Origin of the sequence: Reyranella sp., assembly GCF_004297265.1 — a bacterium.
GTDB lineage: Bacteria > Pseudomonadota > Alphaproteobacteria > Reyranellales > Reyranellaceae > Reyranella.
The window spans coordinates 68,836-81,743 of sequence record NZ_SCUT01000026.1; the positions used below are offsets into that span (position 1 = coordinate 68,836).

Consider the following 12,908-nt stretch of genomic DNA (forward strand, 5'->3'; position numbering starts at 1 on the left):
TGGCGAAATCGCCCGGGGAATGCAGGGCGCGCTCGGGCTCCTGAAGCGCGATCCGGCCGCGCCGTCCTACTTTGACAATACGCGGGAAGCCTGCGTGCGGTCGTTCCAGGTGATGATCCTGGTCGCACCGCTGCACGCGGCCCTGATGCTGCTGCGGTATGCGGGCGTGACGTCGACGGCCGACGACCTCGAGATCGTACTGGTCGAAGTGCTGCGCTATGTCGTCGAATGGACCCTGTTTCCTGTCCTGTTCTACGAGATCGCGCGGCGGCGGAACTGGCTCGACCGGTTTCCGCGCTACATATCGGCACTGAACTGGGTCAACCTGCCGGCGATGATCGTGGCGGTGATCGGCGTGGTGCTGGCCTCGCTGCTGCCGCCGTTGCCTGGCGAGCTGATACGCATCGGGTTGCAGGCGCTCTTCTTCTACTGGTTCCTGGTGACGACGAGGATGGTGCTTGGCGCCACCTGGCCGATCGCGGGGCTCCTGCTGATCGTCAACTGGGTGCCGTCGCTGTTCCTCTCACTGATCGTCGATCGCTTCCTCGGCGTCGCCGCCGCGGTCGGCGCCTAGTTCGTAACGCACTTCCATCAGGCACAGCCCGTGCGGCGGCGCCGTCGGACCGGCCCGCGCACGATCGCGGGCGGCGAGCGCCGCTTCGACATCGCTGCGGGTCCACTGGCCGCGTCCGACGAGATGCAGCGTGCCGACCATGATGCGCACCTGGTTGTGCAGGAAGGAGCGCGAGCCGACATCGACGTGGATCTCCTCGCCGTGGCGCGTGACCTCGAGCAGGTCGAGTGTCTTCAGGGCCGAGGGCGACTGGCAGGAGGTCGAGCGGAAGCTGTTGAAGTCGTGCCGGCCGACCAGCGCGGTCGCCGCATCCGCCATCAGGTCGACGTCGAGCGAGCCCGGCACGTGCCAGAGCTGGCCACGATCGAGCGCGGGCGGCGCGCGCCGGTTGATGATCCGGTAGCGGTAGCGCCGCCATGTCGCGGAAAAGCGCGCATGGAAACCCGGCGGTGCGAGCTCCGCGACGAGCACCGACACCGGCTGCGGCTTCAGGTGGAAGTTGATCGCCGAGCGGATGGTCTCGACCGGCCGCTCGCGCGACAGGTCGAGATGCACGACCTGGCCGCGCGCATGCACGCCGGTATCGGTGCGGCCGGCGGCCTGCACGGGCGGGCGCTCCCCGGTGAAGGCGAACACCGCCTCTTCGAGCGCAGCCTGGACGGACGGCCCGTTCGGCTGGCGCTGCCAGCCGACGAACGGCTCGCCGTCATATTCGATGGTGAGCTTGTAGCGCGGCACGATGTCAGGTCGGCAGGGACGCCGCGGCGGGGGGCGCCAGCACCGTGCCCGCCTCCAGGGCGAAGCCGCGCAGAAAGGCGTCGGCCGCCTGGGCCGACTTGCCGGGCCGCTGCAGCCTGAGCAGCTTCAGGCCACCGACGCCGCAGGTCACGACCGGAAACCCGTCGCGCGCGATGGTCACGCTGCCCGGTGCGCCGCCCGCCAAAGTGAGCGCCGCGGCCAGCACCTTGATGCGCTCGACGGCGCCGTCCCTGGGCGCCTCGAAGGAGGTGCCGGGCCAGGGATGGAAAGCACGCACCTTGCGCTCCAGCTCGGCGGCCGGCCGGCGCCAGTCGAGCACGCCTTCTTCCTTGCCGAGCTTGTGGGCATAGGTGACGCCCTCCGCGGGCTGGGCGACCGGCTCGATGCTCTGCCGCAGCAGCCCGTCGAGGGTCGACACGATCAGCCGCGCGCCAAGATCGGCGAGCCGGTCATGGACGCTCTCGGCGGTGTCGGCGGCGGAGATCGGCGTGCTCTCGGCCAGCAGCATCGGGCCGGTGTCGAGGCCTTCGTCCATGCGCATGGTGGTGACGCCCGTCTCGGCGTCGCCGGCCAGGATGGCGCGAGGGATCGGCGCGGCGCCGCGCCAGCGCGGCAGCAGCGAGCCGTGGATGTTGATGCAGCCCAGCACCGGCGCATCGAGGAAGCTCTTGGGCAGGATATGCCCGTAGGAGACGACCACGGCGGCATCGAGGTCCAGCGCCTTGAAGGCCTGGGCCTCCTCGTCACTTTTCAGGGTACGCGGCGTGCGGACCGGCAGGCCCAGCTCGTCGGCCAGTTGATGCACCGGCGTCTTGCGCTCCTGCTGGCCGCGGCCGGCGGGCTTGGGCGCCCGTGTGTAGACGAAAGCCACATCATGCCCGGCCTCGACCAGCGCGCGGAGGGCCGGTACGGCGAAGGCGGAAGTGCCGAGGAACGCAATCTTCATCGCCGCACCTTATAGGCAGCCGCGCGGTGGTGAGCTAGGTATGCCGCCGCAATGGAGTCCAGTCCCCCCTCGACCGGCAAGGGTCCGCTCGCCAACCTCACCGCGCGCCGCGCCGCGGGCGAGATCCACGCCGATCCCGTGCAGGAAAAAGTCGTTCTGCGATTGCAGGCGATCCATGACCAGCTCGCGGCGATGGCGGTGCAGCAGCCCGCGAAGCCCAGCTTCCTGGCCCGTCTCGGTCTTGGTCACGCGCCCAAGCCGCCGGAAGGGCCGCACGGCCTCTACATCTGGGGCTCGGTCGGTCGGGGCAAGTCCATGCTGATGGACCTGTTCTTCGCCGACGCGCCGGTGGCGAAGAAGCGCCGCGTGCACTTCCACGAATTCATGCTCGAAGTGCAGGCCCGGCTGCATCGTCGCCGCGAGGAACTCGCGGCCAAAGGCGCGCCGCCGGAATCCGACACGATCGTGCCGATCGCCCGGGAGATCGCAGCCGAGACGCGGCTGCTCTGCTTCGACGAGTTCCAGGTCACCAACATCGCCGATGCGATGATCCTCGGCCGCCTGTTCGAGACGCTGTTCGAGGAGGGGATCACGGTGATCGCCACCTCCAACCGCGCGCCCGACGATCTCTACAAGAACGGCCTGCAGCGCGACCGCTTCCTGCCGTTCATCGAGCTGGTGAAGCAGCGGCTCGAGGTGCTGGAACTGGGCGGCGCGCAGGATTACCGGATGGGCCGGCTGCGCGAACTCGACCTCTACCTGACGCCGCTCGGCGCCTGGGCGACCAAGAAACTCGACGAGGCGTTCCGCGCCTTGAGCAACGGCTCCGACGGCGAGCCGCGCGTGTTGCGCACGCAGGGCCGCGACGTCGATGTGCCGCGCGCGGCGCCCGGTGTCGCCATGGCGCATTTCCTCGACTGGTGCGCCAAGCCGATGGGGGCGGCCGACTTCCTCTGCATTGCCGACAATTTCCACACCGTCATTGTGGCCGAGATTCCCAGGATGGGGCCGGACAGCAAGGACAAGGCGGTACGCTTCGTGACGATGATCGACACTTTCTACGAGAAGAAGGTGAAGTTCATCTGTTCCGCGGCCGCAAATCCGGGCGGTCTCTATCCCGAAGGCGACGGCTCCTTCGAGTTCCAGCGCACGGTCTCGCGGCTCATGGAAATGCAGAGCCCCGAGTATCTGACCCTGGAGCATATCGCCTAATTGTGATTGTTGGCCTCTCCGCCTGCAGCATAGGCTCTGCACCGTTTTTCAGAAGTCATTCGGGAGGCAGGACATGGACGGCGATCGCATGATTTCCCTGAACGAGCAGGGACTGTCGCGGCGCAATGCGTTGAAGGCGACGGCGACCGGCGCGGCGCTCGGCACCACCTTCGCCTTGTCGGTGCAGCCCATCCAGGCGCAGACGATGATCACCACGCCGGCGGACGGGCTCACGGCCGGCGTCGTCAAGGTGAAGACCCGGGACGGCAAGGAGATGGACGCCTATCGCGCCATGCCGGCGACCGGCCAGGGCTTCGGCACGATCCTCGTCGTGCAGGAGATCTTCGGCGTGCACGCGCACATCGCCGATCTATGCCGCCGCTTCGCCAAGGCCGGTTACTATGCCATCGCGCCGGAACTCTACTTCCGCCAGGGCGATGCCAAGGCCGTCAGCGACATGCAGGCGCTGCTGCGCGAGATCGTCTCGAAAGTGCCGGACGAACAGGTCTTGGGCGACCTCGACGCGACCGCCGATTTCGCCAAGGGCGAAGGCAAGGCCGACATGGCGAAGCTCGGCATCACCGGCTTCTGTTGGGGCGGCCGCATCGTCTGGCTCTATGCCGCCCACAGTTCCGCCCTCAAGGCGGGTGTCGCCTGGTACGGGCGTGTCGTTGGCGATGCGACGCCGCTCACACCGAAGCATCCGATCGACATCGCCAAGGACCTCAAGGCGCCGGTGCTCGGCCTCTATGGCGGCGCCGACACCGGCATCCCGAACGACAGCGTCGACAGGATGCGCGCGGCGTTGAAGGCCGGCAGCCCAGCCGCGCAGAAGTCGCAGATCGACACCTATCCGGACACGCCGCACGGCTTCAACGCCGACTACCGCCCGTCCTTCCGCAAGGAGCAGGCGGAAGATGCGTGGAAGAAGGCGCTTGCCTGGTTCAAAGCCAACGGTGTCTGATCGGCTCATGGCCGAAACGATAGAACTCAAGACCCGGTCGGGCCTCGCCTTCACTACGGATGTCGATGGCCCGGTCGGCGGGCCACTGGTGCTGATGCTGCACGGGTTTCCCGAATCGCGGCATAGCTGGCGGGCGGCCCTGCCGGTGCTGGCGGCGCACGGTTATCGCGCCGTCGCCCCCGACCAGCGCGGCTATTCGCCGGGTGCGCGGCCCGATCCGGCCGATCTCTCGAACTACGCCTTCGAGAAGCTGATCGCCGACGCGATCGAGATCGCCGCGACGGCCGGTTACGACGGCAAGCGCTTCCATCTCGTCGGTCACGATTGGGGCGGTCAGGTTTCATGGGGCGTCGCCGGCGCCCATCCCGAACGCCTCGCCTCGCTCACGATCCTGTCGCGTCCGCATCCGCAATCGTTCCGGCAGGCGCTGCTCAGGGAAGACGGCGACCAGAAGCATCGCTCGCGCCACCATCGCGCCTTCCTCGAACCCGAAACTGGCAAGCTTCTGCTGGCCGACAACGCCAAGCGCCTGCGCGACGGCCTGTTCGGCCAAGGCGTGCCGTCCGAAGCGCTGGAAGAACATCTTTCCGTGCTGGGCAATCCCGAGGCCCTCGAGGCGGCGCTCGCCTGGTATCGCTCGAACAAGGGGCTGGCGGCCGATATCGGGATCATCACGGTGCCGACGCTCTACATCTGGGGCGACGCCGATGCGACGGTGGGGCCGGACGCGGCTTATGGCACGGCGCAGTTTGTGCGCTCCTTCGCGATGGAAGTGCTGCCGGGCGTCGGCCATTTCGTGATGGACCAGGCGCCGGCCAGGACGACCGATCTCCTGCTGGCGCACCTGGCGAAACATCCCGTCTGAACCCGCCTGTCTTGCTGCCCCGGGCGAATCGCGCTACCACGCGGCGCCTTTAAGAACGGGAGTTTTTCGCATGGCTCGCAAGAAGATCGCGCTGATCGGCGCCGGACAGATTGGCGGCACGCTCGCGCTGCTCGCCGGCCAGAAGGAACTGGGCGACGTCGTCCTGTTCGACATTCCCGCAGCCGAGGGCACTGCCAAGGGCAAGGCGCTCGACATCGCGCAGCTCAGCCCGGTCGAGGGCTTCGACACCAAGTACAGCGGCTCCTCGGACTACAAGGACATCGAGGGCGCGGACGTCGTGATCGTCACCGCCGGCGTGCCGCGCAAGCCCGGCATGACCCGTGACGACCTGGTCGGCATCAACGCCAAGGTGATCGACTCGGTCGGCAAGGGCATCAAGCAGCACGCCCCGAACGCCTTCGTCATCGTCATCACCAACCCGCTCGACGCCATGGTCGGCCTGATGCAGGAAGTCACCGGCTTCGCGCCCGAGAAGGTCGTCGGCATGGCCGGCGTGCTCGACAGCGCCCGCTTCCGCCTGTTCCTGGCAGAGGAGTTCAACGTCTCGGTCGAGGACGTCACGGCCTTCGTGCTGGGCGGCCACGGCGACACGATGGTGCCGCTGCTGCGCTACTCGACGGTCGGCGGCATTTCGCTGCACGATCTGGTCGACATGGGCTGGACCACCAAAGAGCGGCTCGAGCAGATCGTTCAGCGCACCCGCGACGGCGGTGCCGAGATCGTGGCCCACCTCAAGACCGGTTCGGCCTTCTACGCCCCGGCCGCTTCGGCCATCGCCATGGCCGAGTCCTATCTCAAGGACAAGAAGCGCATGATCCCCTGCGCGGCGAAGCTGAACGGCGAGTACGGCGTGAAGGGCCTCTACATCGGCGTGCCTGTCGTGATCGGCGCCAAGGGTGTCGAGCGCATCGTCGAGGTCGAATTCAACGCCGAGGAAAAGGCGATGTTCGACAAGTCGGTCGCCGCCGTGCAGTCGCTGATCGACGCCACCAACAAGATCGTTGGCCGTTAGGAAAGTAGGGTCTTTCGACTTTAGTCGAGCGACCCCAAACGTTCATCAGTCCATCGTTGCCAAGGGGCTGCGGCGCTCATAAAGTGCCGCATCCCTTGGTCAGTTGCGTTTGAAAACTGAGGGGCCGCGTTTCTCGCACGCCGTCCCGAACGATAGGACCCCATGAATATCCACGAGTATCAGGCCAAGGCCCTCCTGGCCAAATTCGCCATCCCGATCCTGAAGGGCGGCGTCGCCTACACCAAAGACGAGGCGATGGATGTCGCCCGCAAGCTGGGTGGCCCCGTCACGGTGGTGAAGGCACAGATCCATGCCGGCGGACGCGGCAAGGGCCACTTCAAGAGCGATCCGGGTGGCAAGGGCGGCGTCCGCATCGCCAAGTCGGTCGACGATGTCGGCGCGCAGGCGGCCGCGATGCTGGGCCAGGATCTCGTGACGAAGCAGACCGGCCCGGCCGGCCGCACCGTGCAGCGCCTCTACATCGAGGACGGCTGCGACATCAAACGCGAGCTTTACCTCTCGATGCTGGTGGACCGTGCCGTCGGCCGCATCGCCGTCGTCGCCTCGACCGAGGGCGGCATGGACATCGAGACCGTGGCGCACGAGACGCCTGAAAAGATCGTCACGCAGGCGATCGACCCGGCCGCCGGCTACCAGGCCTATCAGGGGCGCAAGATCGCGTTCGCGCTCGGCCTGTCGGGCAAGCAGGTCGGTGCCTTCACGACGCTGCTCGGCAACCTCTACCGCGCCTATGTCGATCTCGACGCCTCGCTGATCGAAATCAATCCGCTGGTCGTGACCGGTGCGGGCGACATCGTGGCCCTCGATGCCAAGATGAACTTCGACGACAACGCGCTCTACCGGCACAAGGACATCGAAGAACTGCGCGACGTCGACGAGGAGGACCCGGCCGAGACCGAGGCCGCCAAGTACGCGTTGAACTACGTGAAGCTCGACGGCCAGATCGGCTGCATGGTGAACGGCGCGGGCCTAGCGATGGCCACCATGGACATCATCAAGCTCTACGGATCGGAGCCCGCCAACTTCCTCGACGTCGGCGGCGGCGCCACCAAGGAACGGGTGACGGCGGCGTTCAAGATCATCCTCAAGGATCCCAACGTCGAAGGCATCCTGGTCAACATCTTCGGCGGCATCATGCGCTGCGACGTGATCGCCGAGGGCGTCGTGGCTGCGGCGCGCGAGGTCAACCTGCACGTGCCGCTGGTCGTCCGGCTGGAAGGCACCAACGTCGAACTCGGCAAGAAGATCCTCAAGGAATCGGGCCTCAAGATCACCTCGGCGGAGAACCTCGCGGACGCCGCCGAGAAGATCGTCAAGGCCGTCAAGGAGAACAACTGATGGCCGTCCTGGTCGACAAGAACACCAAGGTCATCTGCCAGGGCATCACCGGCTCGCAGGGCACCTTCCATTCCGAGCAGGCGATTGCCTACGGCACCAAGATGGTGGGCGGCGTGACGCCCGGCAAAGGCGGCACCAAGCATCTCGACCTGCCGGTGTTCGATACCGTCGCGGAGGCGGTCGAGAAGACCGGCTGCAACGCGTCCGTGATCTACGTGCCGCCGCCCTTCGCGGCCGACTCGATCCTGGAGGCGATCGACGCGGAGATTCCGCTGATCGTCTGCATCACCGAAGGCATCCCGGTGGTCGACATGGTCAAGGTGAAGCGTGCGCTCACCGCCTCCAAGTCGCGCCTGATCGGCCCGAACTGCCCCGGCGTCATCACGCCGGGCGAGTGCAAGATCGGCATCATGCCGGGCCACATCCACAAGCGCGGCAAGATCGGCATCGTCTCCCGCTCGGGCACTCTGACCTACGAGGCGGTGGCGCAGACCACCGCCGCCGGCCTCGGCCAGACGACCTGCATCGGCATCGGCGGCGACCCGGTGAACGGCACGAACTTCATCGAGTGCCTCGATATGTTCATCCGCGATCCCGAGACCGAGGGCATCGTGATGATCGGCGAGATCGGCGGCGACGCCGAGGTTAAGGGCGCGGAATTCCTCAAGGCGTCCGGAACGAAGAAGCCGGTCGTCGGTTTCATCGCCGGCCGCACGGCGCCTCCGGGCCGCCGCATGGGCCATGCCGGCGCGGTGATCTCGGGCGGCAACGACACCGCGGAGTTCAAGGTCGAGGCCATGCGCAAGGCCGGCATCAGGGTTGCGGAGTCTCCCGCGGCTTTGGGCGAGGAAATGCTTAAGGCCATGAAGGGCTGACAAGCGGTATTGCCGCCCGGCCCCTGCCGGGCGGCCAGCAGAGACAGGCCAGGGAGTATCGGGCCATGAGAGCAGAACAGACGTCGTTCCTGTTCGGCGCAAACGCGCCATTCATCGAGGAACTCTACGCACGTTTCCTCGCCGACCCCAATTCGGTCGACGCGGAATGGCAGACCTTCTTCGGCGCCCTGGCCGAGCAGAAGGGCGACGTGCTGGCCGAGGTGCGCGGCGCCTCCTGGGCGCCCAACGGCGCCCGGGTGATCGGCGCCGTCGATCCCGATGCCGTCCCGGCCGCGGCCAACCGCAACGTCAAGGTCGGCAAGGCCGCCGCCGAGGCGGCGCCCGCCGCTCCCGCGATCGCCGGCAAGACCCAGGAAGAGATCCGCGCCGCCGCCCAGGACACGGCGCGGGCGCTGATGATGATCCGCGCCTACCGCATCCGCGGCCATCTCGAAGCCGATCTCGATCCGCTCGGCCTTGTGCGCCAGGCGCCGCATCGCGAGCTCGATCCCGCGACCTACGGCTTCACCGACGCCGACTGGGACCGTCCGATCCTGATCTTCGGCTCACTGGCGCTGGGCGAGTCCGCGACGCTGCGCCAGATCATGGAGCGCCTGCGCAAGACCTATTGCGGCAAGATCGGCGTCGAGTTCATGCACATCTCCGATCCCGACCAGAAGGCGTGGATCCAGGAGCGCATCGAGCACATCGAGAACCAGACCGAATTCACGGTCACCGGTCGCAAGATGATCCTCGAGCGTGTCGGCGAGGCCGAGGGTCTCGAGCGCTACCTGCACGTGAAGTTCGTCGGCACCAAGCGCTTCGGTCTCGACGGCGGCGAATCGCTGATCCCCGGCATCGAGCAGATCCTGAAGCGCGGCGGCCAGCTCGGCGTGAAGGAAGTGATGCTCGGCATGCCGCATCGCGGCCGCCTCAACACGCTCGTGCACGTCATGCACAAGAGCTACACGGCGCTGTTCTCCGAGTTCCAGGGCCGCTCCTCGCAACCCGAGGAGATGCGCGGCTCGGGCGACGTGAAGTACCATCTCGGCGCCTCGGCCGATCGCGAGTTCGACGGCAACGTGATCCACCTCTCGCTGTCGCCCAACCCGTCGCATCTCGAGGCGGTGAACCCGGTCATCCTGGGCAAGGCGCGCGCCAAGGAAGACCAGCGCGGCGATACCGACCGCAGCCAGGTCATGTGCATCCTGATGCACGGCGACGCGGCCTTCGCGGGCCAGGGCCTGGTGGCAGAGAGCCTCGACCTCTCCGATCTCGCGGGCTACCGCATCGGCGGCACCATCCATTTCGTCGTGAACAACCAGATCGGCTTCACGACCTTGCCGACCGAATCGCGCTCCGGTCCCTATTGCACGGAAGTCGCGAAGATCGTGCAGGCGCCGATCCTGCACGTGAACGGCGACGACCCGGAAGCGGTGGTCCATGTCTCGCGCATCGCGACCGAGTTCCGCCAGCACTTCAAGCGCGACATCGTCATCGACATGTTCTGCTACCGCCGGCACGGTCACAACGAGGGTGACGAGCCGATGTTCACCCAGCCGCTGATGTACAAGGAGATCGGCGCGCATCGTTCGGTGAAGGAGATCTACGCGGCGAAGCTCGAGGCCGAGGGCGTGGTGACGGCCGACGAAGTCGCCGCCATGGACAATGCGCTGCGCGAGAGGCTCGACAAGGGGCTCGAGGCGGCGAGCAATTACAAGCCGAACAAGGCCGACTGGCTGGAAGGCAAGTGGGCGGGCATCACGGTCGCGCCGGGCGAGGAGGATCGCAAGGGCGTCACCGCCGTCGAACTGGACAAGCTTCGGGCCGTCGGCCGGGCCATCTCCGAGCCGCCGAAGAACTTCGAGCTGAACCGCAAGATCGTGCGACAGCTCCAGGAGAAGCGGAAGACGATCGACACGGGCGAGAACATCGACTGGGCGACCGGCGAGGCGCTGGCCTTCGGCACGCTCCTGTCGGAAGGCACGCCGGTGCGTCTCAGCGGCCAGGATTCCGGCCGCGGCACCTTCTCGCAACGCCATTCGGTGCTGGTCGACCAATTGACCGAAGCCAAGTACGTGCCGCTCAATCACGTGGCGGACGGCCAGGCCCGCTACGAAGTGATCGACAGCCCGCTGAATGAGGCGGGCGTCCTGGGCTTCGAGTACGGCTATTCGCTGGCCGAGCCGAATGCGCTGGTCCTGTGGGAGGCGCAGTTCGGCGATTTCGCCAACGGCGCGCAGGTCATCATCGACCAGTTCATCTGCTCGGGCGAGAGCAAGTGGTTGCGCATGTCGGGCCTCGTGATGCTGTTGCCGCACGGCTACGAGGGCCAGGGACCGGAGCACAGTTCCGCGCGCCTCGAGCGTTACCTGCAGCTCTCCGCCGAGGACAACTGGCAGGTCATCAACCCGACCACGCCAGCCAACTACTTCCATGCGCTGCGCCGGCAGATGCGCCGCACCTTCCGCAAGCCGCTGGTGGTGATGACGCCGAAGTCGCTGCTGCGTCACAAGGATTGCGTCTCGACCCTGGCCGATTTCGGACCGGGCAGCTCGTTCCGACGCATCCTCGCCGAGACCGACCAGCTCGTCGACGGCGCCAAGGTGCGCCGCGTCGTGCTGTGCTCGGGCAAGGTCTACTTCGACCTCGTCGCCGAGCGCCGCAAGCGCAAGATCGACGACATCGCCATCCTGCGCATCGAGCAGCTCTACCCGTTCCCGTTCACGCGGCTCGGGGTGCGGCTCGCGCAGTATCCCAATGCCGAGGTCGTGTGGTGCCAGGAGGAGCCCGAGAACATGGGCGCCTGGCATTTCGTCGATCGCCGCATCGAACGCGCGCTGACGACCATCGAGGGCAAGGCCAAGCGGCCGCTCTATGTCGGTCGCGCCGAAGCCGCGTCGCCCGCCACCGGGTCGGCACGCAACCATCTCAAGGAACAGGCCGATCTGGTCGACCGCGCTCTCACTGTCGGTTGAGCGCGGGTAGAGAAGAGGAAGTGTAGTCATGGCCGTCGAGATCAAGGTTCCGGCTCTGGGTGAATCGGTCACCGAGGCGACCGTCGCCAAGTGGCTGGTGAAGGCGGGCGACACGGTCGCCGTCGACCAGCCCCTGTGCGAGCTCGAAACGGACAAGGTCACCGTCGAGGTGAATGCCAGTGTCGCAGGCACCATCGCCGGCCTCGCCGTGGAGGAGGGCGCGTCCGTCCAGGTTGGCGGCGTGCTCTGCCACATCGAGGCGGGCGGCGCCGCTGCGGCCGCGCCGAAGGCTGCCGCTCCGGCCGCTCCGGCCGCACCGAAGCCGGCTCCCGCACCTGCAGCCGCTCCGGCACCGGCCGCTGCTGCGGCCCCCGCGGGCGCCAATCTCGCCGCCTCGGGTCCCGCGACGCGCAAGCTCGCCGAGGAGAAGGGCGTGCCCGCCACCGCCATACAGCCGACCGGCAAGGACGGCCGGGCCACCAAGGAAGACGTGCTGGCCGCGATCTCGTCGATCTCCGCTGCCCCGGCGCCCGCCGCAAAGCCCGCCGTGCCGGCTGGCCCGCGCGCGAAGGCCGACCGCGAGGAGCGGGTGAAGATGACGCGGCTGCGGCGCACCATCGCCAACCGCCTCAAGGAGGCGCAGAACACCGCCGCCATGCTCACCACCTTCAACGAGGTGGACATGACCGCGGTCATGGCGCTGCGGGAGCGGCTGAAGGACGATTTCGAGAAGAAGCACGGCGCGCGGCTGGGCTTCATGTCGTTCTTCGTGAAGGCCTGTATCGCGGGGCTCAAGGAGCTGCCGGCGGTCAATGCCGAGATCGAGGGCGAGGAGATCGTCTACAAGAACTACTACGACATCGGTGTCGCCGTCGGCTCGCCGCAGGGTCTGGTCGTGCCGGTGCTGCGCGATGCCGATGCGTTGGACTTCGCGGGCATCGAAAAGGGCATCGGCGATCTCGGCCGCAAGGCGCGCGACGGCAAGCTGTCGATCGCCGACCTGACGGGCGGCACCTTCACGATCTCGAACGGCGGCGTCTACGGCTCGCTGATGTCGACGCCGATCCTGAACCCGCCGCAGTCGGGCATCCTCGGCATGCACAAGATCCAGCAGCGGCCCATGGTGGTCGGCGGCGAGATCAAGGCGCGGCCGATGATGTACCTCGCCCTGTCCTACGATCATCGCATCATCGACGGCCGCGAGGCCGTGCTGTTCCTGGTCAAGGTCAAGGAATGCATCGAGGATCCCGAGCGCCTGCTGCTCGGCGTCTGATTGGTAGGGTATTGCCGGGGGCGCGCGACTCCCGTCGCGCGTCATGAACGCGCCCCCGGCCATGAGGGTT

11 protein-coding genes are annotated in these 12,908 nt (G+C 67.2%); 9 read left to right on the forward strand and 2 right to left on the reverse strand.

The window, feature by feature from the left end; translation table 11 throughout:
• Positions 1-19: 19 nt before the first annotated feature.
• A complete protein-coding gene (locus EPO41_RS12075; protein ID WP_296325211.1) occupies positions 20-574 on the forward strand; it encodes a hypothetical protein in 555 nt (184 codons plus the stop codon).
• Here the strand turns inward: EPO41_RS12075 and truA are convergent.
• A complete protein-coding gene (gene truA, locus EPO41_RS12080; protein ID WP_296325214.1) occupies positions 524-1,312 on the reverse strand; it encodes a tRNA pseudouridine(38-40) synthase TruA in 789 nt (262 codons plus the stop codon). The two genes, EPO41_RS12075 and truA, sit on opposite strands and share 51 nt — an antisense overlap.
• Positions 1,313-1,316: 4 nt before the next feature.
• Positions 1,317-2,279 carry a methionyl-tRNA formyltransferase gene (gene fmt / locus EPO41_RS12085; protein ID WP_296325217.1) on the reverse strand — a complete coding sequence of 321 codons (963 nt, stop codon included), beginning with the start codon at positions 2,277-2,279 and terminating at the stop codon, positions 1,317-1,319.
• Positions 2,280-2,330: 51 nt separating this feature from the next.
• Between fmt and zapE the strand changes: the two genes are divergently transcribed.
• From zapE to odhB, 8 genes are all read left to right on the forward strand, one after another.
• Positions 2,331-3,491 (forward strand): cell division protein ZapE, encoded by a 1,161-nt coding sequence (zapE, locus tag EPO41_RS12090; RefSeq protein ID WP_296325219.1) that lies wholly within the window; start codon positions 2,331-2,333, stop codon positions 3,489-3,491.
• A 73-nt stretch (positions 3,492-3,564) separates the two neighbouring features.
• On the forward strand, positions 3,565-4,455 hold the full coding sequence (locus tag EPO41_RS12095) for a dienelactone hydrolase family protein (RefSeq protein WP_296325221.1): 891 nt from the start codon (positions 3,565-3,567) through the stop codon (positions 4,453-4,455).
• 7 nt (positions 4,456-4,462) lie between these two features.
• Positions 4,463-5,320, forward strand: coding sequence for an alpha/beta hydrolase (locus tag EPO41_RS12100; protein ID WP_296325223.1), 858 nt, complete (start codon positions 4,463-4,465; stop codon positions 5,318-5,320).
• A 70-nt stretch (positions 5,321-5,390) separates the two neighbouring features.
• A complete protein-coding gene (mdh, locus tag EPO41_RS12105) occupies positions 5,391-6,353 on the forward strand; it encodes a malate dehydrogenase (protein ID WP_296325224.1) in 963 nt (320 codons plus the stop codon).
• A 162-nt stretch (positions 6,354-6,515) separates the two neighbouring features.
• Entirely contained in the window at positions 6,516-7,712 is a 1,197-nt protein-coding gene (gene sucC / locus EPO41_RS12110) for an ADP-forming succinate--CoA ligase subunit beta (RefSeq protein WP_296325226.1), read from the forward strand.
• Positions 7,712-8,587, forward strand: a complete 876-nt coding sequence (sucD, locus tag EPO41_RS12115) for a succinate--CoA ligase subunit alpha (RefSeq protein ID WP_296325227.1) — start codon at positions 7,712-7,714, stop codon at positions 8,585-8,587. Before sucC ends, sucD begins: the two co-directional genes overlap by 1 nt.
• A 65-nt stretch (positions 8,588-8,652) precedes the next feature.
• The gene (locus EPO41_RS12120) at positions 8,653-11,565 is read left to right on the forward strand and encodes a 2-oxoglutarate dehydrogenase E1 component (RefSeq protein WP_296325230.1); all 2,913 of its coding nucleotides are present in this window, start codon (positions 8,653-8,655) and stop codon (positions 11,563-11,565) included.
• Between the two features lie 28 nt (positions 11,566-11,593).
• Positions 11,594-12,838 carry a 2-oxoglutarate dehydrogenase complex dihydrolipoyllysine-residue succinyltransferase gene (gene odhB / locus EPO41_RS12125; protein WP_296325232.1) on the forward strand — a complete coding sequence of 415 codons (1,245 nt, stop codon included), beginning with the start codon at positions 11,594-11,596 and terminating at the stop codon, positions 12,836-12,838.
• Positions 12,839-12,908: the final 70 nt, after the last annotated feature.